Annotated in this window: 21 protein-coding genes; 2 read left to right on the top strand and 19 right to left on the bottom strand. The window is 47.4% G+C overall.

The genetic code is table 11. The annotated features are described in order from the left end of the window. Positions 1 to 37: 37 nt before the first annotated feature. Complete coding sequence (locus tag ACWHAR_RS01465; RefSeq protein WP_007612879.1) at positions 38 to 229, top strand: hypothetical protein; 192 nt, start codon at positions 38 to 40, stop codon at positions 227 to 229. A 14-nt stretch (positions 230 to 243) separates the two neighbouring features. On the opposite strand, the gene ysxE is transcribed toward ACWHAR_RS01465, so the two are convergent. The 8 genes from ysxE to hemA form a co-directional block, all read right to left on the bottom strand. Further along, a complete protein-coding gene (gene ysxE, locus ACWHAR_RS01460) occupies positions 244 to 1,266 on the bottom strand; it encodes a spore coat protein YsxE (RefSeq protein ID WP_012118110.1) in 1,023 nt (340 codons plus the stop codon). 33 nt (positions 1,267 to 1,299) lie between these two features. Beyond that, the gene (locus tag ACWHAR_RS01455; RefSeq protein WP_032873802.1) at positions 1,300 to 3,261 is read right to left on the bottom strand and encodes a LysM peptidoglycan-binding domain-containing protein; all 1,962 of its coding nucleotides are present in this window, start codon (positions 3,259 to 3,261) and stop codon (positions 1,300 to 1,302) included. Positions 3,262 to 3,393: 132 nt separating this feature from the next. Then, positions 3,394 to 4,683 (bottom strand): glutamate-1-semialdehyde 2,1-aminomutase, encoded by a 1,290-nt coding sequence (hemL, locus tag ACWHAR_RS01450; RefSeq protein ID WP_032873800.1) that lies wholly within the window; start codon positions 4,681 to 4,683, stop codon positions 3,394 to 3,396. A gap of 28 nt (positions 4,684 to 4,711) precedes the next feature. Continuing rightward, positions 4,712 to 5,686 carry a porphobilinogen synthase gene (gene hemB / locus ACWHAR_RS01445; protein ID WP_029326045.1) on the bottom strand — a complete coding sequence of 325 codons (975 nt, stop codon included), beginning with the start codon at positions 5,684 to 5,686 and terminating at the stop codon, positions 4,712 to 4,714. 5 nt (positions 5,687 to 5,691) lie between these two features. Further along, positions 5,692 to 6,471 carry a uroporphyrinogen-III synthase gene (locus tag ACWHAR_RS01440; RefSeq protein ID WP_032873798.1) on the bottom strand — a complete coding sequence of 260 codons (780 nt, stop codon included), beginning with the start codon at positions 6,469 to 6,471 and terminating at the stop codon, positions 5,692 to 5,694. Then, positions 6,461 to 7,402, bottom strand: a complete 942-nt coding sequence (hemC, locus tag ACWHAR_RS01435) for a hydroxymethylbilane synthase (protein ID WP_007408155.1) — start codon at positions 7,400 to 7,402, stop codon at positions 6,461 to 6,463. The genes ACWHAR_RS01440 and hemC overlap by 11 nt, the downstream gene beginning before the upstream one ends. A gap of 34 nt (positions 7,403 to 7,436) precedes the next feature. Then, a complete protein-coding gene (locus tag ACWHAR_RS01430; RefSeq protein ID WP_007408154.1) occupies positions 7,437 to 8,267 on the bottom strand; it encodes a cytochrome c biogenesis protein in 831 nt (276 codons plus the stop codon). 7 nt (positions 8,268 to 8,274) lie between these two features. Next, positions 8,275 to 9,642, bottom strand: coding sequence for a glutamyl-tRNA reductase (hemA, locus tag ACWHAR_RS01425; protein ID WP_003152628.1), 1,368 nt, complete (start codon positions 9,640 to 9,642; stop codon positions 8,275 to 8,277). 195 nt (positions 9,643 to 9,837) lie between these two features. On the opposite strand from hemA, the gene ACWHAR_RS01420 reads away from it, so the two are divergent. After that, positions 9,838 to 10,329, top strand: a complete 492-nt coding sequence (locus ACWHAR_RS01420; RefSeq protein WP_032873795.1) for a hypothetical protein — start codon at positions 9,838 to 9,840, stop codon at positions 10,327 to 10,329. Positions 10,330 to 10,361: 32 nt separating this feature from the next. Here ACWHAR_RS01420 and yihA read toward each other — a convergent pair whose 3' ends face one another. The 11 genes from yihA to ilvC all read right to left on the bottom strand — a co-directional run bounded on the left by yihA (position 10,362) and on the right by ilvC (position 25,196). Further along, entirely contained in the window at positions 10,362 to 10,949 is a 588-nt protein-coding gene (gene yihA, locus ACWHAR_RS01415) for a ribosome biogenesis GTP-binding protein YihA/YsxC (protein WP_007612895.1), read from the bottom strand. Continuing rightward, complete coding sequence (gene lon, locus ACWHAR_RS01410) at positions 10,946 to 13,270, bottom strand: endopeptidase La (RefSeq protein WP_007612896.1); 2,325 nt, start codon at positions 13,268 to 13,270, stop codon at positions 10,946 to 10,948. Before lon ends, yihA begins: the two co-directional genes overlap by 4 nt. A gap of 198 nt (positions 13,271 to 13,468) precedes the next feature. After that, complete coding sequence (gene lonB / locus ACWHAR_RS01405) at positions 13,469 to 15,127, bottom strand: ATP-dependent protease LonB (protein ID WP_007612897.1); 1,659 nt, start codon at positions 15,125 to 15,127, stop codon at positions 13,469 to 13,471. Between the two features lie 149 nt (positions 15,128 to 15,276). Beyond that, positions 15,277 to 16,539, bottom strand: coding sequence for an ATP-dependent protease ATP-binding subunit ClpX (gene clpX, locus ACWHAR_RS01400; RefSeq protein ID WP_007408149.1), 1,263 nt, complete (start codon positions 16,537 to 16,539; stop codon positions 15,277 to 15,279). Positions 16,540 to 16,810: 271 nt separating this feature from the next. Then, on the bottom strand, positions 16,811 to 18,085 hold the full coding sequence (gene tig / locus ACWHAR_RS01395; protein ID WP_003152618.1) for a trigger factor: 1,275 nt from the start codon (positions 18,083 to 18,085) through the stop codon (positions 16,811 to 16,813). 216 nt (positions 18,086 to 18,301) lie between these two features. Next, positions 18,302 to 19,306, bottom strand: coding sequence for a DNA damage checkpoint antagonist DdcA (ddcA, locus tag ACWHAR_RS01390; RefSeq protein ID WP_025285063.1), 1,005 nt, complete (start codon positions 19,304 to 19,306; stop codon positions 18,302 to 18,304). Positions 19,307 to 19,423: 117 nt separating this feature from the next. Continuing rightward, complete coding sequence (gene leuD / locus ACWHAR_RS01385) at positions 19,424 to 20,023, bottom strand: 3-isopropylmalate dehydratase small subunit (protein ID WP_032873792.1); 600 nt, start codon at positions 20,021 to 20,023, stop codon at positions 19,424 to 19,426. Positions 20,024 to 20,038: 15 nt separating this feature from the next. Then, a complete protein-coding gene (leuC, locus tag ACWHAR_RS01380) occupies positions 20,039 to 21,457 on the bottom strand; it encodes a 3-isopropylmalate dehydratase large subunit (protein WP_007612904.1) in 1,419 nt (472 codons plus the stop codon). 49 nt (positions 21,458 to 21,506) lie between these two features. Continuing rightward, on the bottom strand, positions 21,507 to 22,604 hold the full coding sequence (leuB, locus tag ACWHAR_RS01375; protein ID WP_032873788.1) for a 3-isopropylmalate dehydrogenase: 1,098 nt from the start codon (positions 22,602 to 22,604) through the stop codon (positions 21,507 to 21,509). A gap of 20 nt (positions 22,605 to 22,624) precedes the next feature. Beyond that, positions 22,625 to 24,181, bottom strand: coding sequence for a 2-isopropylmalate synthase (locus ACWHAR_RS01370; protein ID WP_007612906.1), 1,557 nt, complete (start codon positions 24,179 to 24,181; stop codon positions 22,625 to 22,627). Further along, positions 24,168 to 25,196 (bottom strand): ketol-acid reductoisomerase, encoded by a 1,029-nt coding sequence (gene ilvC / locus ACWHAR_RS01365; RefSeq protein WP_003152600.1) that lies wholly within the window; start codon positions 25,194 to 25,196, stop codon positions 24,168 to 24,170. Before ilvC ends, ACWHAR_RS01370 begins: the two co-directional genes overlap by 14 nt. Between the last annotated feature and the right edge of the window lie 14 nt (positions 25,197 to 25,210).

The raw sequence follows: 25,210 nt of genomic DNA, 5'->3' as shown, positions 1-25,210 counted from the left end.
CGATACATAGAAAGGCGAATGTGAGGAGGAATTGCCCGTGAGAAAAAAATTCAATTCTTATTCGCTCCCCCAGTGGGCCAGACAGGTCCGCCTTGTATCCGCGCAAGTCATAATCCCGATTACGATCTTTCAGGGGATCAGGACGATTTTCTTTCCGACCACTTTTGATGTCCTGCTGCTTGCCATCCTGCTGTTTTTAGCGTGCGCCCTGCATTTGGAATGGATATAAAAAAACGAGTCCCGTTATGAAGAGGACTCGTTTTCCGCTTTTATTTTTTTCTCCCGTTCAATCTGATGAACCTTCATGAGAAAAGGCTCAACATTTTTCATCTGCCAAAACGCTCTTAATAATTGCGTGCACTCTTCTTTTTCAGAGCCCCTTTGGCCGGTCTGATACCGTTTCAGCACTTTGTACATGGCGGATGGATAAGCCATATAGCTGAGAAACAGGCTGATTTCCGCTTCACGGAGCGGGAATGATTTGTGATACGTATAAAACCAGTCCAGACATTCCGGGCATGCTTTCGGATAGCTTCTGAACATTCTGGAGTAAAAGCCGAGCAGGTCATTTTGCGGAGGGCCCAGCGCAGCTTTCTCGAAATTCGTGAAAAAGCCCGATCCCGCATCATTATACAGAAAGTGGCGGCTCGATAAGCTGCCGTGGTTGATCACCGCTCTCGTCTTGTCATGATCCTTTGCCGCGTCAAACCATTCTTCCAGACGTTCCAGAGCAAAATTGACGGCGGAAACCGTTTCTGTAAGATACGTAACAGCCTGCAGTTCAAAAGGTGAAAGATACCACTCTTTTTCCGCCCGGTCGGCGAATTGTTCATAGACAAGCTTATCATTTTCCCAATCTCTTTTCGTTGCTTCATAAAAGCCGCTGATATCTTCAGTCCGGATTTGGATGTCCCGCACAGTCGCAGAATGGAGCTTCGCGACCTCTTTAAAAAGGTAAACATGTTTTTGATCCCGTTCCTCTTCCTGATCGTACTGAAGCCAAGGCATTAAATAATAAGAATTCTCCGTCTGTCTTCCCGCAAAAAAATCGCCGGCATACGTGCGGCAGATCGGCACAAATGATCGGTAGCCTTTCTCCTCAATCTCAATCATAAGATCCGTAAATTCACTGCTGCGGGCCGGCTTGAGCTGTTTCAAAGCAAAAATGCCGTAGTTTGAGTAGACCTTCCAAACATGCGGGCTGACAGGCTCAATATACTCAGCCGCCAGCCCGTATTCCTGAAGCACTGATTGGACTGCTTCCATTCCATTCACCACATTTTTACGGCCTCTTTGTGCTTACGCATGGCTGTTATTATATTCAGGTATATACAGAAGCTGACCTTCTTCAAGCTCGTCATCAAACGATAAAGCATTCGTTCTGATGAGCTGCTGGGATGTTATGTCATATCGTTCACACACCCGGTCGATAGTATCTTGCTGCTGTACGATACAAATTTTCATTCTTGAAAACTTTTCTTCTTCCCTTGTAAATAATTTTGTCAAGTAATGAGAGTTGTCATTTTCCTTCTGCTCGGTTCCCGGTGCCGCTTCTTCATTCTTTCTTTCAGGCTTAAGCGGCTCAGGCTGTTCAGCTTGCGCCGGCTCCTCAGGCGGCAGTTTGGAAAACTGAAATGACAAATCGAGAGGCTTCCCGGTTTCCTCCTCCGGCGGCGCCATCTTCCTTACCTCAATTTCAAACCCTTCTTCATCCTGAGCCTCTTCTTCAAGCAGCTTAGGAGCGCTGTAAAACTCCTCTTCCTGCTGTTCCGGAACGAACTCGCGATAAACGGGCGCCTGCTCTTCTTGAAAAACCGCAGGCTCATCTTCGTCTTCTGCCGCCTCATGATCGCTCTGACGGAGAAGCGGCTCGGCCTCTGGCTGCTCTTCTTTTTGAAGGAAGGGCTGTTCCGCAATTTTTGGTTTTTCCGCATGCGGAGTCAGAGTGAACGCAGGGAAAACCGGTTCGATATCATCTTTTGGCTCTTCCTGGACTTCTGCTGAATCATCCTCAAATACAGGTTCATTCCTCACAGCCGACATGATTGCAGGCTCCTCAGCTTCTTCCGGCTCTTCTTCGTGTTGGAAGGAAACAGGAGGAGGAGGCTCAGTAAAGGAAACAGGTTTCGGCACCTCTTCCTGCTCCCTCAGAATCGGGGCAGTTTCTTGCTCTTCTTCTTCCTGCTCTCTCAAAATCGGGGCTGCTTCCTGTTCTTCTTCTTCCCGCTCCCTCAGAATCAGGGCTGCTTCCTGCTCTTCTTCTTCCCGTTCCCTCAGAATCGGGGCAGCTTCTTCCTCTTCTTCTTCCCGTTCCCTCAGAATCGGGGCTGCTTCCTGCTCTTCTTCCCGCTCCCTCAGAATCGGGGCTGCTTCCTGCTCTTCTTCTTCCCGTTCCCTCAGAATCGGGGCAGTTTCCTGCTCTTCTTCTTCCCGCTCCCTCAGAATCGGGGCAGTTTCCTGCTCTTCTTCCCGCTCCCTCAGAATCGGGGCTGCTTCCTGCTCTTCTTCCTCCCGTTCCCTCAGAATCGGGGCAGTTTCCTGCTCTTCTTCTTCCCGTTCCCTCAGAATCGGGACTGCTTCCTGCTCTTCTTCCCGCTCCCTCAGAATCGGGGCTGCTTCCTGCTCTTCTTCCTCCAGCCTGATTAAAGGCGGGATTTCTTCCTCGTTCTTCTCGGTTTCTTGTGCTGCTTCTTCTGATACAGTCAAAGGTATTTCAGGCTCATGGCGTATCATTAATTCTGGTTCGTTTTCGCCCTCAGAATGATGTCCGGCAAGATTGATCATTTCTTCTCTGGCAAATTCAGGCGCCACGTACAAAGGGATCTCCGGCTCTTTTGGCTCGGATTCCTCAAGCAGCCCTTCAATTGCCAAATCAGCTTGAATGGTTAAGATCCTTGAATCCGTCAGCTGATAATCAAAGGCATCAATAAATACGAAAACATCATTGAGGTGGCTCACTTTATTTTTCGGAATCGTAATGTCCACCGGGAAACAATGAATGAGCTCGGCCGTGCCATCCTCCCTCGCCCTCACTTCCTCTACATGCCTCAGCTCCCTATCAAGCTCTTCAAAATGACTGCTGTGATCTATGTTGTACTCGCCAGTAAGTTCTAGTGATCCTTTAATTGAGACATAATCATTTACTTCCTGCACCCTGATGTCAGGGTCTAATGAAATCGAAAGTAATTCAGAAACTTCCTGTCCTTTTTGGAAACAGATTGATTCTTCAACAGAAAATTGCAATCGGTGATTATGCGGCAAGTTCATATCCTCCTTTCATCTAATCCATACAATTAGATGTCACTAAAGGTGTATGCCGCAATCCGGGGAAATATGATAATGGAGGCATTGAAAAAAGCCGATACAAGTCTTGCTTGCATCGGCTTTTCTGTATCAGCGGCTGATCGCCTGGAACACTTTCTCAGCGGCTTGAATGGTATTTTCAATATCCTCCATTGTATGCGCAGTGGAGAGAAACAATCCTTCAAATTGAGACGGCGGCAGAAATACGCCTGCGTCAGCCATCCCTTTATAATATTTGGCGAACAGCTTTAAATCAGAAGATTTGGCTGCTTCATAGTTAATGACAGGCTCATTTGTGAAAAAGAAGCCGATCATTGAACCCGCCCGGTTAAACGTGTGCGGAATGCCATGTGCTTCAGCTGCTTTTGAAATGCCTTCTTCAAGCATATCGCCTTTTTTCACAAATTCTTGGTAAGATTCAGGTGTGAGCTGCTGTAACGTCTCAAGTCCCGCTGTCATGGCAAGAGGATTTCCTGACAATGTTCCCGCCTGGTAGATCGGACCGCTCGGCGCGATTCGTTCCATAATATCAGCTTTTCCGCCATACGCACCGACAGGAAGACCGCCGCCAATGACTTTGCCGAGACACGTTAAGTCAGGCGTCACGCCGAAATACCCTTGCGCACAGTTATAATCCACGCGAAAACCGGTCATGACCTCGTCAAAAATGAGCAGCGCGCCATACTGTTCCGTAATGTCGCGAAGTCCTTGTAAAAAGCCTTCCTGCGGCGGAACAACGCCCATATTGCCTGCTACCGGTTCAACAATGACCCCGGCAATATCTTCACCGTACTCCCGGAATGCGAGTGCAACGCTTTCCAAGTCGTTGTATGGAACAGTAATCGTATTCATTGCTATTCCTTCCGGCACGCCCGGGCTGTCCGGAAGGCCGAGTGTCGCCACTCCGGATCCCGCTTTGATCAGCAGCGAATCACCATGGCCGTGGTAACAGCCTTCGAATTTCAAAATTTTGTTGCGTCCGGTATATCCTCTTGCAAGACGCAGGGCGCTCATTGTCGCCTCTGTGCCGGAGCTGACCATCCGCACGATTTCAACAGACGGCACACGGTCAATGACCAATTTGGCCAGTTCGTTTTCCACTTCAGTAGATGCCCCGAAACTTGTCCCGTTCTCGGCTACTTTTTTCAGGCTTTCAACGACCCGGTCGTTCGTGTGGCCCAAAATGAGCGGCCCCCAGCTCAGGACGTAGTCGATATATTCATTGCCGTCAATATCAAAAATTTTCGATCCTTTTCCGCGCTGCATAAAGATCGGGTCCATATCAACTGATTTAAACGCGCGCACCGGGCTGTTCACTCCGCCCGGCATCAGTTTCTGCGCTTCTTTAAAAGCGGCTTTTGATTTTTCATAGCTTCTCATCTGCCTCAGCTCCCGTCAAATGAAATCGTTACTCAGCAAGCCATTTTGCTGCGTCTTTTGCATGATACGTCATAATCAGATCGGCTCCTGCACGTTTCATGCTCGTTAAAATTTCCAGCACCATTTCTTTTTCTTTAATCCAGCCGTTTTGGGCTGCCGCTTTCACCATGGAATACTCCCCGCTCACATTATATGCGACCAGCGGCAGGTGATGGCGGTTTTTCACATCACGCATAATATCTAAGTATGACATAGACGGTTTGACGATTAAAAAGTCAGCGCCTTCTGCCGCGTCTGATTCAGCCTCACGGAGCGCTTCCAAGCGGTTGGCCGGATCCATCTGATATGTTTTTCGGTCTCCGAACTGCGGCGTGCTGTCAGCCGCGTCGCGGAACGGACCGTAAAATTCACTTGAATATTTCACGGCATAAGACATGATCGGAATATTCGTGAATCCTTCTTTGTCGAGCGCTTCCCTGATCACTGTGACAAAACCGTCCATCATATTTGAAGGAGCGATGATGTCAGCGCCGGCTTTGGCCTGGCTGACGGCTGTCTGCGCCAGCAGCTCAAGCGACTCGTCATTTAAGATTTCTCCGTCTCTCACGACGCCGCAATGGCCGTGATCCGTGTATTCACAGAGGCATGTATCAGCGATTACGATCATTTCAGGATAATGCTTTTTAATTTCAGCAATCCCTTTCTGCACAATGCCGTGATCATGAAAAGCCTGGGTTCCGCAGGCGTCTTTTTCTTCCGGCACGCCGAAAACGATGACCGACTTAATGCCGAGCGATATCAGCTCAGCCATTTCATCCTTTAACAAATCGAGTGATACATGATAAACCCCCGGCATGGAAGGAACTTCTTTTTTTCCTTCGAGTCCTTCAACGACAAATAACGGGTAAATAAAATCTGAAGGGTGAAGACGTGTTTCTTTTACTAAATCTCTCATCGCAGCGTTCGCGCGCAAACGGCGGTGTCTGTTAAATGTTTGATTCATCATTATCAATCCTTTCCCGACATGCTGCACATGACGTCCAGCATGCCTTCAATCGTATAAGTGACAGGCACATGGGATGAGATCCCGTATTCCAAGAGCGCTTTCTCTGTCAAAGGGCCGATGCTGATATAGCTCGCACCGCTGTTTTCCCACGCTTTTTCCCCGTCTCCGACCGCGTGCATAAACGTATGCACCGCCGATGAGCTGGTAAACGTAATAAAATCAAAATGAGAGCGGGATGCAGCCAGTCTCAGCTCGTCCATGCCTTTTTCATCCTGAATGGTATTGTATAACACCCATTCCCTTATTTGATAGCCAAGCGGCTCAAGCTCCGCTTTTATGACATCGCGTGATAAATTGCCCTTTATCACTGAAATGGGTTCGGCAGCTGATGCGTGCCGTTTTAAAGTATCAGCCAGACATTCCGCCACATACTCGTCAGGCATCGCATCCGTCCGGGCTCCCCGCTCTTTCAGGGCGCGCGCAGTCTTTTCACCGACGGCTGCGATTTTTTTCCGTCCCGAAAGCGCAAGACCGTGACGATCAAGATAGGAAAAAAAGAACCGGACACCGTTTACGCTTGTAAACACAAGCCATCCCGGCTCAGAAAGGTCTTCCCGGAGACTGTCCGCACATTCATCCGGGAGTGCTTCCTGAAAAGCGATCAGCGAAGCGGAAACAGCCGTTCCGCCGAGCGCCTCTACTTTTTTTCGGAACGGTGCGGCCTGTCTTTTGTTCCGGGTGACAAGCACGGTCTTTCCTTGTAAAGGAAGGTCATTTGCCATCCTGATCGAGCTCCTGTTTTACACTGTCGATTAATGCTTTGGCTCCTTTTTCAGACATCATCGCCGCACAGCGTTTTCCGATTTCTTCCGGATCATGTCCCGCCGCTGTTTCTTTATAAATCGTCTTTCCGTCCGGAGACGCGACAAGACCGACCAATTCAACCTCATCCCGGTCATTGACGGACGCATACCCGGCTATCGGCACTTGGCAGCCGCCTTCCATCGCGTGTAAGAAAGCCCGTTCGGCTGCCACCGTGCGCTGCGTATACTCATCGGTAAATTGCGCAAACAGCTTCAAAAGCTCCTCATCCGACTCTCTGCATTCAATGGCAAGAGCGCCTTGGCCGACCGCAGGCAGACAGCGGTCCGGTTCGAGAAATTCAGATACGACATCATCTTTCCAGCCCATTCTCGAAAGCCCCGCAGCCGCTAAAATAATAGCATCGTAATCTTCCGTTTCAAGCTTTTGAAGTCTCGTATCGATATTGCCTCTGATCCACTTAATTGTAAGGTCAGGGCGTTCAGCAAGAATCTGGGCGCTTCTTCTTAAACTGCTGGTGCCGATGATGCCCCCTTCTTTTATGTCGTCCAGCTTTTGATGCCCCTTTGAAATCAGCGCATCACGCGGATCCTCACGTTTCGGTATGCAGCCTATGACAAGACCCTCAGGCAAAACGGCGGGCATGTCTTTCATGCTGTGAACCGCCATATCAATCTCCTGATGCAGCAGCGCCTGTTCAATCTCTTTGACAAACAAACCTTTGCCGCCCACTTTTGACAGCGTAACATCGAGGATGCGGTCGCCTTTTGTGACAATCTCCCGGATTTCAAAGTTATAGGAAGGGTTCAATTCCTTCAATTTGTTAATCACCCATTTTGTCTGGGTCATAGCCAGTTTGCTCCGTCTGGAACCTACCTTAATCGTTCTCATTTTCTTTCCTCCCGAATCTGTTTGGGCGCGTGCGTTAACTGAACCAATGGAATTGCGACAGGCTTCCGAGCAGGAAGTAATTAATCATCAGCACGAGAAAACATGCTGAATTCCATAACGCCGCCACTTTTCCCTGCAGTTCCTTAATCATTCTGATATATAAATAGTAGCTGTATAAAAGCAGCACAATAAACGAACCGAGCACTTTTGAATCAAACCAGTACAGCGTTTCCAGCGACACATACGCCCAGATCACGCCTAATATCAGGCTCAACAGCAGCATCGGAACCCCGATGACATTTAAAACGTAAGCCATATAATCAAGTTTTGACAAATCTTCAATTCTCAACAGCCATTTTCCCCACTTTTTCTTCTTTAATAAAGAATATTGAAACTGATAAAGAAGCGAAAAAACAAAAGAAAGGGAAAAAGCGCCGTAAGACAGAATCGCCATTGTAATATGAATGACCAAAAGCTCTGAGACCAGCTGGCCGGAAAAAGCGGCCGAATGCTGATCCGTCGGTGAAAACGTATGGATCGCAATCATCGAGAAACCGATGACATTCGTGAAAAACACGATAAAATCAACGCGCAGAATCTGCGTGACCACAAGTGAGAGCGTGACAAGCACCCACGCATAAAAGTAAAGGGCCTCCGTAATATTCAAGACCGGAAATCTGCCCGTCTGCCACATGAAATAAGAAAGATAGACGGTTTGCAGAGTCCAGACAATAGAAAGCAACCAGAAGGCCATTTTCCCAGCCTTCCGGTTGTGTTGAAGAAAATCTATAAAGTAAAAAAGGACGCTGACTGCATAAATAACAATTGTCGCTTCATTAAGTCTTGCCATTGCTGTATCAATCATACAGCCCTCACTCACTTACAAGCGGACGTAAGCCCGTTTTTGCTTCTGCCTTTTGAAACGAATGAACCGTCTGGCGGTTATCCAGGCTTTTGTCCAGCTGGCGGCCGGCCTCTTCCTCAATATCGAAAATCTGCATAAACAGCTTCAGCTTTTCATCTGAATCCGCTTCAGCCGCAAGCTCTTTCGCTTTCAGAATCGGGTCGCGCAACATTTGGTTAATGATGCTTTTCGTATGTTTGCTGAGAAGTTTTTTCTCTCTTACCGTCAGATGAGGCAGCTTACGCTCAATGCTCTGCATCGTATCGGACTGGATGGACAGCGCCTTTTCACGCAGCGCCGAAATGACCGGCACAACGCCGAGCGTATTAAGCCACTGCTTAAACTCAACAATTGCCGCTTCAATAAACAGCTCGACTTTTTCAGCGGTTTCACGGCGTTCTTGTAAGTTGGCTTCAACGATTCCTTCAAGGTCATCAATATCATACAGAAAAACACCTTCAAGATCGTTCAGCGCCGGATCGAGGTCCCTCGGCACAGCGATATCCACCATAAATAACGGGCGGCCTTTCCGCTGTCTGCCCGCTCTCTCCATCATTTCTTTAGACACGACGAAATCACTTGCGCCTGTCGAACTGATTAAAATATCAGCTTCAGCAAGTGCATGTTCAAGCTGGTTTAAGCTGCGCGCTTCTCCGGAGAAACGGTCAGCAAGCGCTTTTGCCTTCAAAAACGTTCTGTTGATGACCGTTACTTTGCCGATACCCTGACCGTGCAGGTTTTCTGCGGCGAGCTCGCCCATTTTTCCCGCACCGAGAATCAAAATGTGCTTATTTGACAATGAGCCGAAGATTTTTTTCGCGAGTTCAACGGCGGCGTAACTGACGGAAACGGCATTGGCGCCAATATCGGTTTCGGCATGCGTGCGTTTGCCGACGGTCACCGCCTGTTTAAACAGCTCATTGAAAATGGTGCCGATCGTCTTTTCTGCCTGCGCCGTTTTAAAGCTCGAGCGGACCTGGCCGAGTATTTGCGTTTCTCCGATGACCATGGAATCCAAACCGCACGCCACACGGAATAAATGCTCGATCGCCGCGTCGCTCTCATAAAATTTCAGAAACGGAGACAGCTCTTCTTTCGGCAGCGAGAACCATTCGGATAAAAATGTCTTTATATAATAACGGCCGGTATGAAGCTGGTCGACCACCGCATATATTTCGGTGCGGTTGCAGGTTGACACGATAATGTTTTCAAGAACGCTTTTTTCTTCTTTTAAACGGAGCATCGCTTCTGCAAGCTCATCCGGCTGAAAACTTATTTTTTCGCGTATTTCAATAGGGGCGGATTTATAATCTACTCCCACAACAAGAATATGCATCGCTTTCATGCACCCCCGTACATCGCAATTTATTTATAATCATTCTAACATAGAATTTATTATTTAGAATGATTATAACATAGTTTCTTCGGAAAAAATGTGAACAGATTTCAAAAATGTTGTGCTATAGTATAAAAAGCTCGTTTCCACTGTAATCATCATACTAAAAATCCTTTACTGCGGGTAGGTGACAGGATGAAAAAAACATCAATTTTATTACCGGGACTTCTGCTTGCCGCTTCATTATTCGCATGGCTTCAGAGCGGACAGGTTCACCTGTTTGCGAATCAGGGGGAATGGCCGGTGCTCCTTATGCTCTTGGGCGCCATGCTCTCGTACCAGGGCAAAAAGGAAGCGGCCGGGCCTCACGTCCTGATCGGCATGCTTCTTTTCGGCATAGGTTTACACTTTTTCGCCAAACCTGAGCTCTCATGGTGGCCGGGAGATTTTGAAATGATTCTCTTCGTCTTCGGATTCTCCTTATTTGCGGCAGCCAGAAAAGAATATGTATACGAAGCGGTTGCCATGATTGGTTTTTCCCTCTTTTTATACTTCTTTAAACAAATTACGGCATGGCTGGAGTCCGTCCATATTCCGACGGAACACTTCAAAACATACTGGCCGTATGTTTTCATCGGAATCAGCCTTTTATTATTGTTTATCAAGCGGAACAAAACTATACGATAAAACCCAAAACGCACTGCGTTTTGGGTTTTTCATTACCGGCTGATCATTTTTTTAATGGCTCCCCATGCTTCATCTTTGCCTTTTTTCGTTTCAGAGGAAAATAAAATCAGCTCATCTTCAGGATCCATATCAAGCGTCTGTTTGACAACCTTTAAGTGCTTGTCCCATTTTCCTTTTGGAATCTTATCCGCTTTTGTCGCGATAACGATGACGGGAATGCCGTAATACTTCAGGAATTCATACATGTTCACGTCTTCAGCAGACGGCGCGTGCCTGAGGTCGACAATCTGCACGCAGGCTTTCAGCTCTTCACGGGTCGTCATATAGGTTTCAATCATTCTCCCCCATGCTTCCCGCTCGCTTTTGGAAACTTTCGCAAATCCGTACCCGGGAACGTCGACAAAATGCAATTCATCATTGATGATGTAAAAGTTTAAGGTCTGTGTTTTCCCCGGTTTTGATGACGTTCTGGCCAAGTTTTTCCGATTGATTAATGAATTGATAAAAGATGACTTTCCTACATTTGATCTTCCCGCCAGCGCGATTTCCGGAAGCCCCCCATTAGGGTACTGTTCGGGTTTGACCGCGCTGATCACGATTTCTGACTTTGTGACTTTCATTTCTTCTCTCCTACTAAGGCATGTTCCAAAACGTCATCCAGGTGAGAAACGAATATAAACTTCAGTCCTTCTCTGACGCTTTCCGGAATATCCTCTATATCTTTTTCGTTATCTTTAGGCGCAATAATAGTAGTCAGGCCCGCTCTGTGCGCACCGAGCGCCTTTTCTTTCAGTCCGCCGATCGGAAGCACGCGGCCCCGCAGCGTGATTTCTCCCGTCATACCGACTTCGCGTTTTACCGCACGGTCCGTTAATGCTGAAACGAGCGCCGTGGCCATCGTAATTCCGGCAGAAGGGCCGTCTTTCGGCACCGCTCCTTCAGGGACATGGATATGAATGTCATACTTCTCATGGAATTTCGGGTCGATTCCGAACTGTTCCGCTTTCGAGCGGACATAACTGAAAGCGGCCTGCGCTGATTCCCGCATGACATCTCCTAGCTTCCCGGTCAGAATCAGCTTTCCTTTTCCCGGCGACAATGACACTTCGATTGACAGCGTATCTCCGCCGACCGTCGTATACGCGAGCCCCGTGACAACCCCGATTTGATCTTCGGTTTCCGCCTGTCCGTATCTGAATATCCGTTTTCCGAGATAGTCGGCCAGATTTTTCTCTGTAACGGTAATGCGTTTTCTCTCCTCAGACACAATGGCTTTTGCAGCCTTTCGGCAAATGGCGGCAATCTGGCGTTCAAGCGTTCTCACGCCGGCTTCCCTCGTATAGTAGCGGATGATGTCCGTAATCGCCTGATCCCGAATCTGCAGGTTGCTCTTTGTGAGCCCGTGCTCTTTGATTTGTTTCGGAAGCAGGTGGTCTTTCACGATCTCCAGCTTTTCGTTTTCAGTGTAGCCTGACAGGCTGATAATCTCCATTCTGTCTCTGAGAGGTCCCGGTATGGAAGCAAGGTTATTCGCAGTCGCGATAAACAGCACTTTCGATAAATCGAACGTCTCTTCAATATAGTGGTCGCTGAATGTGCTGTTTTGTTCCGGATCCAGCACCTCAAGCATCGCTGAAGACGGATCGCCTCTGAAATCAGACGACATTTTGTCGATCTCATCCAGGAGAAAGACCGGATTTTGTTTGCCGGCTTTTTTCATCCCCTGTATAATACGGCCCGGCATCGCTCCGACGTATGTGCGCCGGTGCCCGCGGATTTCAGACTCATCGCGCACTCCGCCCAGTGAAATTCTCACAAAACGGCGCCCCATGCTCGTACTGATTGATTTTGCAAGAGATGTTTTACCGACTCCCGGAGGTCCGGCCAGACAAAGAATCGGCCCTTTCAGCGTTTTCGTCAGCTGTTTCACGGCCAAATACTCCAAAATCCGCTCTTTCACTTTCTCTAAGCCGTGGTGCTCTTTATCTAAGATTTCCCCGGCTTTTTTAATATCAAGTTTATCTTCTGTTTCATCCGACCACGGAAGGGCGATGAGCCAGTCAATATAGTTGCGGATAACAGAGCTTTCCGCTGAGCTTGACGGCACTTTTTCGTAACGGCTTAATTCCTTAAGCGCCGTTTCTTTGACACGCTCAGGCATGCCTGCTTCTTCTATCTTTTCCGTGAGCGACTGAACTTCGCCGGTTTTTCCTTCTTTGTCGCCAAGCTCCTTCTGAATGGCTTTCATCTGTTCACGCAAGTAGTATTCCTTTTGAGTGCGTTCCATCGAACGTTTGACGCGCTGACCGATTTTTTTCTCAATCTCCAGCACTTCTTTTTCGTTATGAATGGAACGGATGACCTTATTCAGACGTTCTTTAATATCCGCCGTTTCTAAAATGTCCTGCTTGTCCTTTAATTTCAGCGGGAGATGAGAAGCGACGATATCCGCCATTCTGCCGGGCTCTTCAATATCAGTCACAGCCGCATACGTTTCTGCGGAGATTTTTTTAGAAATTTTTATGTACTGGTCAAAATGGTCCAGCAGCGTCCGCATAAGCGCTTCGTCTTCCACGTCTTTTGAATCATCCTCATGCATCAGCTGTATATCGACCGAAGTATAATCTTCGAGCTCGGTGTATTCAAGGATCTGCGCCCGCTGAATTCCTTCTACAAGCACTCTGATCGTACCGTTGGGCAGCTTCAGCATCTGTTTAATTTTTGTATAAGTGCCGACGGCGAAAATATCCTCTTCACCCGGTTCGTCTATCGAAATATCCTGCTGAGTGGCTAAAAAAATCATATGATCATGCATCATTGCCTGTTCAAGAGCCTGAACCGACTTGTCACGGCCTACATCTAAATGTAAAACCATTGTCGGGTATACCAATAAGCCTCTTAAAGGGAGGAGCGGGATGCTGCGTTTTGTATCTTCTGCCATGTGACTGACACCTCCGTGACTTTAGTATGAACCATTATAATACAACTTTTTCATCGTTGTACAATTCCGGGATCGGGCAAAATCGGCTTATCCGCCTGCCCTGTATATAAAACAGTCTCTTCGTAGTATACCCTTTCTTTCTGTTCTGAAAAAGGAAAAGATGTCCTCCATAAAAAAACCCCATTATAAAAATGGGGTTTATACGGATTCTTTATTCATTTGGATATCAAACGGTTTTTGTTCAGAAGGAGGGTCAACCAATATGACGTCCAGCACTTCCTGGAACGTTTTTACCGCTTTAATGGTGATTCCGTCTATTCGTTTCAGAATGGACTGCTGATTTTCATATGGGATAATGACCGTTTTTGCTCCGGCCTGTTTTGCGGCTTTAATTTTCGGAATGACGCCGCCGATCGGTTTGACAAGCCCCGTCAGGCTGATTTCTCCCGTCATCGCCACCGTATGGTCGATCGGGATGCGGTGAATCGCGGAAAAAATCCCCGCGGCCATCGCGATACCTGCTGAAGGTCCGTCAATCGGGCCTCCGCCCGGAAAATTGACGTGAATGTCATAGTCTGAAGGTTTGATGCCCATTGTGCGCAGAACCGTCAGAACATTTTCCACAGATCCCTTCGCCATGCTTTTGCGGCGGATCGACTTCGATTGGCTGCCGATGCTTTCTTCCTCTGCAATTCCCGTGATATTCAGGCTTCCTTTGTCCTGCGCAGGTGTGACATTCACTTCGATTTCCAGCAATGCGCCGCTGTTCGGCCCGTAGACAGCAAGTCCGTTCACGATGCCGACTTGCGGTTCATCGGCGATTTTCTGCTCATTTTTAGGTGTAAGCTGACTGGAATGAACAACCCATTCTATATCTTCTGTCGTAATTTCTTGTCTGTCCTCAGTCACCGCCATGCCGGCGGCGATCTGGATCATATTGACGGCTTCACGTCCGTTTCTCGTATATGTGGTCAGCACACTGAGAGCTTCGTCAGAAATCTCTTTCTGAATTTTGTCGGCTGCTTTTTTCGCAACGATTTTAAGTTCATCCTTTTCCAGCTCGCGGAAAAATACTTCAAGACAGCGCGAACGGATGGCCGGCGGAATTTCATTCGGCATTCTCGTTGTCGCTCCGATCAAACGGAAATCTGCCGGAAGCCCATTTTGAAAAATATCATGAATGTGATTCGGTATTTGCGTATTTTCTTCACTGTAATACGCACTGTCTAAAAATACTTTTCGATCTTCAAGCACCTTCAGCATTTTATTCATCTGAATCGGATGAAGCTCACCGATTTCATCAATAAACAATACCCCGCCGTGAGCATGGGTCACAGCCCCCTGTTTCGGCTGCGGAATGCCTGCTTGGCCCATCGCACCCGCTCCCTGATAAATCGGATCATGCACTGAACCGATAAGCGGATCGGCAATCCCCCGTTCATCAAACCGCGCGGTCGTCGCATCAAGTTCAACAAAAACAGCCTGCTTTTGAAACGGTGACTGTTTATGTTTTTTCGCTTCTTCCAATACCAGCCGCGCCGCAGCCGTTTTTCCGACTCCCGGAGGACCGTAAATAATGACGTGCTGCGGGTTCGGTCCGCAAAGCGCTGCTTTTAACGCTTTAATTCCGTCTTCCTGGCCGACAATGTCCTGAAAGCTTTTCGGCCGCACCTTTTCTGATAAAGGTTCTGATAAACTGATGGCGCGCATTTTGCGCAGCTGTTCCATTTCTTTTTTTGATTCTTTATCTATCGTCACTTTTTGTGTACGCTGGTTTTTGAGCAGATTCCAAAAATATAATCCGATGACTATCCCGAAAAACAGCTGTACAAATAATGCGATCCCTGTCCAACTCATGCTGGTCCCTCCTGAAAAAACAATTTATGTATCCAATTCATTCCTCTGTCCGCTAGTATCTCCCAGCAAAGCCCGGAATAAACATTTTCAGAAGGGTCAGGACAAGAAAAAAACCTCCTGATCAATTCGAGTCAGGAGGTTTTGTCATGTTATGCTGATGTTTTATCTTGGCCGACAACTGTGCCGTCTTTTAATACAAGACGCGGTGCTTCACCGTCTGCGACTGTCGCTCCGGTAATGACACATTTTTCAATATCATCGCGGGACGGCAGATCAAACATCACGTCAAGCATGATGCCTTCAATGATAGAACGCAGGCCGCGTGCGCCTGTTTTACGCTCGATCGCTTTTTTCGCAATTTCAGATAATGCCTCGTCTTCAAATTCAAGCTCGACATCATCAAGTTCTAACATTTTCTTGTATTGTTTGACGAGTGCGTTTTTCGGTTTAGTCAGAATTTCAACCAGTGCCGTTTCGTCAAGCTGCTCAAGGCTTGCAATGACAGGAAGACGGCCGATGAATTCAGGAATCAGACCGAAACGGAGCAAGTCTTCCGGAAGAACTTTAGAAAGCAGTTCTTCTTTTTCCAGGTCTGCCGCTTTATTATCTGAGCCGAAACCGATGACTTTTTGTCCGAGACGGCGTTTGATAATTTGTTCAATGCCGTCAAATGCACCGCCGCAAATGAACAGAATATTCGTCGTATCGATCTGGATGAATTCCTGATGTGGATGTTTGCGTCCTCCTTGAGGCGGCACGCTTGCAACCGTTCCTTCAAGAATTTTCAGCAGCGCCTGCTGAACGCCTTCGCCTGATACGTCGCGTGTAATGGACGGGTTTTCAGATTTTCGCGCTACTTTATCGATTTCATCGATATAAATAATGCCTTTTTCTGCTTTTTCCACATCATAGTCTGCTGCCTGAATCAGCTTGAGGAGGATGTTTTCTACGTCCTCACCGACATATCCGGCTTCAGTCAGAGATGTAGCGTCCGCGATCGCAAACGGCACGTTCAGAATACGCGCAAGCGTCTGGGCAAGAAGTGTTTTCCCGCTTCCAGTCGGTCCGATTAAAGAAATATTACTTTTAGAAAGCTCGACATCATCCACTTTACTGTTGGAATTGATGCGTTTGTAATGGTTGTATACCGCAACCGCAAGTGATTTCTTCGCCTGATCCTGTCCGATGACATATTCATTCAGAATCTCACGGATTTCCTGCGGCTTCGGAACGTCTTTAAATTCGACTTCTTCTTCCGTACCAAGCTCTTCCTCTACGATTTCTGTACAGAGCTCAATACATTCGTCGCATATATATACACCCGGTCCTGCAACCAGCTTACGAACCTGATCTTGCGTTTTTCCGCAGAACGAGCATTTCAATTGTCCTTTTTCCTCGTTGAATTTAAACATTCTTTCACCCCTTAATCTTGTCTCACTTTTTCTTTTACCTGAAGGGCAAAAGAAAACGGTTCTTGCTACGATCGAGTATGTATTGCATTTTACCATACTTTCCAGTAAGACGGTAACAATGTGTTTCGCACTTGCACATTCTATATGTATGACGAAAAACAGCCCGGCAATGACTATCTTGCCCCAAGAAAAAGAGTTATATCATAATTGTACAAAACAAGGCACGAATTAATCGCGCCCTGTTTTATTATGTCTATTATTATGAACCATATTAACGGTTTTCTACAAGAAAATCAATTGCTTTTCGAACTTTTAAATCTTCTTTCATCGCGTCAGTTGAACCGATTGCCTGCTTGATGTTTTCAACCGGCATGTTGTAAGCTTCAGCCATTTTAGTCAGCTCAGCTTCAACTTCTTCGTCTGTTACTTCAAGGTTTTCAGCTTGAGCGATCGCTTCAAGAGTCAGGTTTGATTTTACGCGTTTTGCGGCATCTTCTTTCATTTGCTCTTTTAACGCGTTTTCGTCTTGGCCTGAGAATTGAGTGTAAAGCTCAAGGTTCATGCCTTGCATTTGCAGACGCTGTTCGAATTCTTTCAGCATGCGGTCAAGCTCAGTGTCGATCATCGCTTGAGGAACATCAGCTTCAGCGTTTTCAGATGCTTTCAGAACAAGCTCTTCACGCAATTTAGCGTCAGCTTCGTTTTCTTTTGCTTCTTCAAGGCGTTTTTTTGTTTTCTCAGTTAATTCAGCAAGCGTTTCAACTTCTTCGTCAATGTCTTTTGCGAATTCGTCGTTAAGCTCAGGAAGCTCTTTCGCTTTGATTTCATGAATTTTCACTTTGAAAACAGCCGGTTTTCCAGCAAGCTCTTCAGCGTGGTACTCTTCAGGGAATGTTACTTCAACATCCTTTTCAGCTCCTGCTTCAAGGCCTGTTAACTGCTCTTCGAAGCCCGGGATGAATGAACCTGATCCTACTTCAAGTGAGTAGTTCTCAGCTTTTCCGCCTTCAAACGCTTCGCCGTCAACAAAACCTTCGAAGTCAAGAACGACTGTATCGCCGTTTTCAACAGCGCCTTCTTCTTTCACGACAAGCTCAGCCTGACGCTCTTGAAGCGCTTTAAGTTCGTTTTGTACATCTTCGTCAGTAACGGCAGTGTCATCTTTTTCGATTCCTAAGCCTTTGTAGTCGCCAAGTTTCACTTCCGGTTTTACAGTCACTTTTGCAGTGAAAATCAAGCTTTCGCCTTTTTCGATTTTTTCAACATCGATTTCAGGGCGGTCTACAGGTTCAATGCCGGCTTCTTCAACCGCTTTAGGGTATTCTACAGGAAGTAAAATATCTAAAGCATCCTGGTAAAGAGCTTCAACGCCGAAACGCTGTTCGAATAAACCGCGGGGAACTTTCCCTTTACGGAATCCAGGAATAGAAACCTGTTTTACTACTTTTTTAAATGCATCATCAAGAGCTGTTTTGAACGTATCCGCATCAACTTCAACCGTTAATACGCCTTCGTTGCCTTCTTGTTTTTCCCATTTTACAGACATGTGTTTCCCTCCAAAAATCTATTCAGGTTGTGTCGGTCTTCCATTCTAAAGCAATCCGCGGCTTTGTCAAAGAAAAAACCGCTTTGAATCAGAATCATTATGTAATGAACTGGCAGCCTGTCCAACCGTAATTCTCATTTCAGTTAAACCGCTATACATAAATACAACCACTATATTATAACATAACGCCTACCGCTTTCAACTATATGGTGTGATTTACAAATAAGAAATTTCTTCAATATCCTTAATCATCGTGCAGGCTTCTTCAAGTTCGCGGCTGTCAAACTCGTACATCATATGAAGTTCCTCCGGCTCAATGTCAATACCGTGCATCTCGTAACCGACCTTATGAAGCGCCGCCGCCCATAAATCTGCGTTCAAAAACTTCGGCATAAAAGGGTGCAGGACGTACAGATGCCTTCTCCACAGCTCCTCGACGGCAGCGTATAATGTAGGGTTTTCATTGCCGAGCGTTTCATCAAGCACCCGTAGAACGCGATGCAAAACCGGAGCCGCATCAGGCTGAACCGTTTCACTCGGAACCGCGGTCATTGAATCGCCGAATTTTGTAATATGAACCGGCTTGCTGTAGTCATGCTCCGCCATCAGCGTCAAAATCATCGTCTTGATAAGCGGATGTGCGCCCGGATCTTGAAGAATCGTTTTTAAGAGACCCGTGTATTTTGCAATATTGCGGTCTTTGAGAGAATGAATCAGATTCATTTGTTCAGCGGGGCTGTTCAGCACTTTTTCCGCATCAAGAATGTCCTCGTATTCCTCCTCCCACGCTTCATCCTGCTGGTCGGGATCGGTCATTTTGCGGCTGAATTCGAGCAGCCGGTAGAATTGCTCCGCACTTTCTGCGGGCAGCTGGTTTTCTTCCAGCACAGCTTCAATCGTGCTTTTGACTTCTTCATATTGTTTCAGCTGAATTAAAATGGTCATGTACACCTGCAGTACGGTGAAATAATGGCCGTACCCTTCATTCAGCATTTTCTCGCAAACTTGTTTTGCTTCTTCCAATTCCCCGAGTTCCAGAAAACAAATCGCCATGCCTAAATGTACGTCGGACTCGGTATCGCCGTGGCTTACCGCCTCTGAGAACAGTTCGAGGGCCTCCTGATACTGTTTATCCTTCATGGCGGCCATCCCTTTATCAACCAAGCGTTCTTTCAGACGGGGGAAAGGAATGATATCAGCTTTTTTCTTGTCATGCGTCATACTTTATTTCCTTTCAGGCGCTATTTTTTTCAAGTGTATCAACACGCGTCAGGAAACACAAGAAAGGATGGCGCGCACGGTAAAAAAAGCCGCCGGACAGATGCCGGTCGGCTTTTTTCAGGCTTGAAGCCAAGAACTTCTTTTCGATTCAAACTGCTGAATGTCGTCCTCCAGCAGAAGCGTTAATGAAATTTCATCATAACCGTTGATCAGCATTTCCTTCCAGTGAGGATCGACTTCAAATGAAATCTCTTTTCCTTCACTGTCGTGAATGAGCTGGTTTTCCAAATCAACCGTCATGTTAAGAGACTGATTTTCATATTGACCGGCGAGTTTTTTCCACTGATCATACGGCATACGGATGGGAAGCATACCGTTTTTAAAACAGTTTTGATGAAAAATATCGGCAAATGACGGAGCAATGATGATTTTGAAGCCGTAATCATCCAGCGCCCAAGGAGCGTGCTCACGGGATGATCCGCAGCCGAAATTCTCTCCGGCAATTAATATGGACGTGCCTTCATAGACTTTGCGGTTTAATTCAAATTCAGGATCAGGCTCACCGTTCTCAAGGTATCTCCAATCAAAAAACGCGAATCTGCCGTATCCTGTTCTTTCAATTCTTTTCAAAAACTGTTTCGGAATAATCTGGTCCGTATCGACGTTGATCCGGTTTAAGACAGCCGCTTTTCCCGTATGCGTTTTTAAAGGTTCCATCTTTTTGCGCACTCCTTACACAACTGTTTTTTCTTGATAAAACTTTCTTACATCGACGAAATGCCCGTGAATGGCTGCCATTGCCGCCATCGCCGGACTGACAAGGTGTGTTCTCGCGCCTTTTCCCTGTCTGCCTTCGAAGTTGCGGTTGGAAGTGGAAGCGCATCGTTCCCCTTCAGGCACGACATCATTGTTCATACTGAGGCACATGCTGCAGCCTGATTCTCTCCATTCAAATCCGGCCTCGAGAAACACGCGGTGCAGCCCTTCTTCTTCGGCCTGCTGTTTCACGCTTTGAGAACCCGGCACTACAATGGCTCTGACGCTGTCGGCGACTTTTCGGCCTTTGATCATATCCGCAGCCTGGCGAAGATCGGTCATCCGCGAATTTGTACAGGAGCCGATAAACACATGCTCGACTTTAATATCTTCAATTTTTTGATTCGGTGAGATTCCCATGTATTCGTACGCGCGGATGGCTTCTTTTTTACCGTCTTCAGAATCAATCGTTTCCGGCGCCGGTATTTGGGCATCGACCGGGAGAACCATGCCGGGATTGACGCCCCATGTTACCATTGGAGAAATCTCGCTGCCGTCTAACACGATGGAATGATCGTATACGGCGCCCGGATCGGTTTTTAACGCTTTCCATTCTGCGGCGGCTTTGTCAAACTCTTCGCCTTTTGGCGCGTATTTACGGTTTTTACAGTATTCAATCGTCGTGTCATCAGGAGCGATCAGTCCCGCCCGTGCTCCCGCTTCTATTGACATATTGCAGACGGTCATGCGTTCGTCCATAGACATGTTTCTGAATACTTCCCCGGTGTATTCAATAACATATCCGGTACCGAATCTCACCCCGTATTTTCCGATGACCGACAAGATGACATCCTTCGCGGTCACTCCTTTTTGGAGCGTTCCGTCAACGCGGATTTCAAGCGTTTTCGGCCGCTGCTGCCATAATGTCTGTGTGGAAAGAACATGTTCCACCTCACTTGTGCCGATACCGAAGGCAAGCGCTCCGAACGCGCCGTGAGTCGATGTATGGCTGTCTCCGCAAACGATCGTTTTCCCCGGTAGTGTCAGACCAAGCTCAGGTCCGACTACGTGAACGATCCCCTGGTCTGCGCTGTGAAGATCCGCAAGACGGACGCCGAACTCCTCGCAATTCCGTTCAAGCGCGGTTACTTGGCGCTTTGCGACTTCATCTTTAATGTCAAAACGGTTGACGGTCGGAATATTGTGGTCCATCGTCGCGAATGTGTTCTGCGGCCGTCTGACCTTTCTTCCCTTCTGCCTTAACCCTTCAAACGCCTGAGGAGACGTCACCTCATGAATTAGATGCAGATCAATATAGAGAAGGTCGGGTTTTCCTTCACCGCTTTTTACAACATGCCGATCCCAAATCTTTTCGATGATTGTTCGAGGCATCATCTTTGTTTCCTCCCTCTACCTATGAACTAAGACCGCTTTCTTTAAAGCGTCACACTATAGATTTTGTATTCGAGCCGGCTAATGCGGCTTTTACTTTTTCAGTAATGTCATGCGTTCCGGCATATTGGCCGTCCCGGGCGATATCACGTGTACGGCTGCCGTCTGCAAGCACCTTTGCGACCGCCTTTTCCACCGCCTGAGCTTCGTTTTCAAGCCCGAAAGATGTTCTCAAAAGCATCGCCGCTGATAAAATCGCCGCAAACGGATTGGCCATCCCTTTACCGGCGATGTCAGGCGCAGATCCATGCACGGGTTCAAACAAGTGAAGACCTGAACTTGATAAACTGGCTGACGGCAGCATGCCGAGCGAGCCTGTCAGCATGGAGGCTTCATCGCTTAAAATATCGCCGAACATATTCTCAGTTACGATGACGTCAAATTGGCTCGGAGCGTAGATGAGCTGCATCGCGGCATTATCGACAAGCATATGTTCAAGCGTCACATCAGGAAATTCTTTTGCGATTTCATCCGCTGTTTCACGCCACAGCCTGCTTGAAGAAAGCACATTCGCCTTATCAACGGACGTCACTTTTCCTTTTCTGTCGGCAGCCATCTTAAAAGCTTCTCTGACAACACGTGCGATTTCTTCTTTCTTATAAAAAAGGGTATCGACCGCTTCCTTTTCTCCCGCTTCATTGACATACTGTCTGCTCGGTTCTCCGAAGTAGAGGCCGCCCGTCAGTTCCCTGACGATTACAAAGTCGACGCCGCTGATATATTCTTTTTTCAGCGGAGATGCCTCAGACAAGCTTTCAAATACGGTCACGGGACGCAGATTGGCAAACAGGCCGAGTTTTTTTCTGATGCCGAGCAGGCCTTTTTCCGGTCTGAGCTCCGGAGGATTTTGGTCCCATTTCGGTCCGCCGACTGCCCCGAGCAGGATGGCGTCGGATCTTTCACAAAGAGCCACCGTCTCCTCAGGAAGGGGGTTTTGATGGGCGTCAATGGCCGCTCCCCCGATCAGTCCGTTTTCAAATTCAAATTCATGTCCGAATTGTTCGGCAACGCTTTTCAATACATCTGCCGCTGATTCCGCCACTTCCGGTCCGATTCCGTCACCGGGAAGCAAAGCAATGCGTTTTTTCAAATCAAACGTTCTCCTTTCTATTACGAGCCGACCGCAGTCTGTCTCTTTAATCCGTCTATATTGCAATCCAGCACCAATTGCCGGTTCACAGCGTTCAGATAAGCTTTTGCAGAAGCTTCCAGAACATCCTGCGCGATTCCCCGCCCTGATGATTCTTTTCCGTTCACGGTCACTCTGACGTAAACTTGAGCCAGCGCGTCTTCGCCTTTTCGGTTGGATTGGATGCGGTAGTCTGTCAGTTCAATATTTTTATCGATGCAGCGCCCGAGCGTATTATAAACGGCTTCTACGCTGCCCGCCCCCGTTGCCGCCTCTTGCATCAGCTGTTCGTTTTCCTGATTTTTTAAAGAGACTGTTGCAGTCGGCACCTGAGACGTCCCGTAATGCACTTGCAGAGACAAAAATTCATAGCCGATTTTTTTGTCCGTCACTTTTTCTTCTAAAATAAGAGAAATCAAGTCATCATCGGTGATTTCTTTTTTCTTTTCGGTCAGTTCTTTAAACATCGTAAAATATTTATTGATTTCATCACTATCAAACTGGAATCCAAGCGTATTCAGGCGGTCTTTGAACGCGTGGCGCCCGGAATGCTTTCCGAGTACGAGCGCATCAGCAGTCACGCCGACAAGTTCCGGTGAAATGATTTCATATGTTGATTTTTCTTTCAGGAAACCGTCTTGGTGAATGCCGGACTCATGTGCGAAAGCGTTATCTCCGACGATTGCTTTGTTGCGGGGAACGGCCATTCCCGTCAGTTTGCTGACAAGATCACTCGTCCGCTTCAATTCATGAAGATTGAGAGATGAATCGGCTTGATGCGCGTCATTTCTGACATGAAGCGCAACGGCGATTTCCTCTAGCGCGGCGTTCCCGGCTCTTTCTCCTATGCCGTTAATGGCGCATTCAATTTGATCAGCGCCGTTCTCAATTGCCGAAAGTGAGTTGGCAACCGCCATTCCGAGATCATCGTGGCAATGGGCTGAGAGCTTTACCCGGCTGATATTCGGAACGTGTTCCTTCATATATTTAAAGATGTTTCCGTATTCAGCCGGCGTCAGGTAACCTACAGTGTCCGGCAGGTTGATGACGCTCGCGCCGGCATCAATCACTTTTTCTACGATTTCAGCCAGAAACGGAAGTTCTGTGCGGCATGCGTCTTCTGCTGACCATTGAACGATCGGAAAGCGTTCTTTTGCATACTTCACCATTTCAACCGCTTTTTCCTTAACCTCTTCCCGCGTCATTTTCAGCTTATGCTTCAGATGAATGTCAGAGGTGGCGATAAAGATGTGAATCCGCGGGCTGGCCCCGTCTTTCAGCGCTTCCCAGGCTGCGTCGATGTCACCTTTGACAGATCGGGCAAGCCCTGTTACCGAACAATTTTTAATTGTTCTTGCGATTTCCTGCACGGCTAAAAAATCACCTCGGGATGAAGCGGGAAATCCCGCTTCAATAATGTCCACCCCGAGTCTTTCAAGCTGCTTGGCTATCGCCAGTTTCTCCCGGGAATTGAGGTTGACCCCGGGGGATTGTTCACCGTCACGAAGGGTCGTGTCGAAAACATTAATTTTGCGCAACGGAGACCACCGCTTCCTTCTTTTTGCCTTGTTTGACAAACGGCATCATTTCACGAAGCTGTCTGCCGACCTTTTCAATCTGATGCTCGTTTTCACTTGCATTGATCGCATTGAAACGAGGACGGTTCACTTGGTTTTCCACGATCCATTCTTTTGCGAATGTACCGTTTTGAATATCTGTTAATACTTGTTTCATCGATTCTTTTACCTTCGCATCGACTACACGCGGTCCTGATACAAAATCTCCCCATTGAGCCGTATCGGAGATAGAGTATCTCATGCCCGCCAAGCCTTCTTCATACATCAAGTCTACGATCAGCTTCAGTTCGTGCAGACACTCGAAGTATGCGAGTTCGGGCTGGTAGCCGGCTTCTGTCAGCGTTTCAAAACCCGCTTTGACAAGCGCCGTTAAACCTCCGCACAGAACAGCCTGCTCACCGAACAAATCCGTTTCCGTTTCTTCCTTAAATGTTGTTTCAAGAACGCCCGCACGCGCTCCGCCGATTCCTTTTGCATAAGCAAGAGCCGTATCTTTCGCTTCTCCTGATACATCCTGGTAGATGGCAAACAATGCCGGTACGCCTGCGCCTTGTTCATATGTTCTTCTGACAAGGTGTCCCGGTCCTTTAGGAGCGACAAGGAAGACATCTACATCAGCTGGAGGCACGATCTGATGGAAATGGACGTTAAATCCGTGTGCGAATACCAATGACTTGCCAGCCGTCAATTCATCTTTGATTTCAGCTTCATATACTTTTTGCTGCTGTTCATCCGGAAGAAGAACCATAATGATATCAGCCTGGGCAGCCGCTTCTCTTACCGAAAAGACTTTATGACCGTCTTCTTGGGCCTGTGTAAATGATTTTCCTTGTCTGACGCCGACAATGACATCAATTCCGCTTTCTTTTAAGTTCAGCGCGTGTGCATGACCTTGTGAACCGTAACCGATAATCGCTACTTTTTTACCCGCCAATACGTTCTCTTTGATATCACCGTTATAATATACTTTTACCATTTTAATCTCTCCCT

The organism is Bacillus sp. LR--39 (assembly GCF_053613335.1).
Note: the sequence above shows the minus strand (reverse complement) of the source record. Positions and strands in the feature narration are given on the sequence as shown.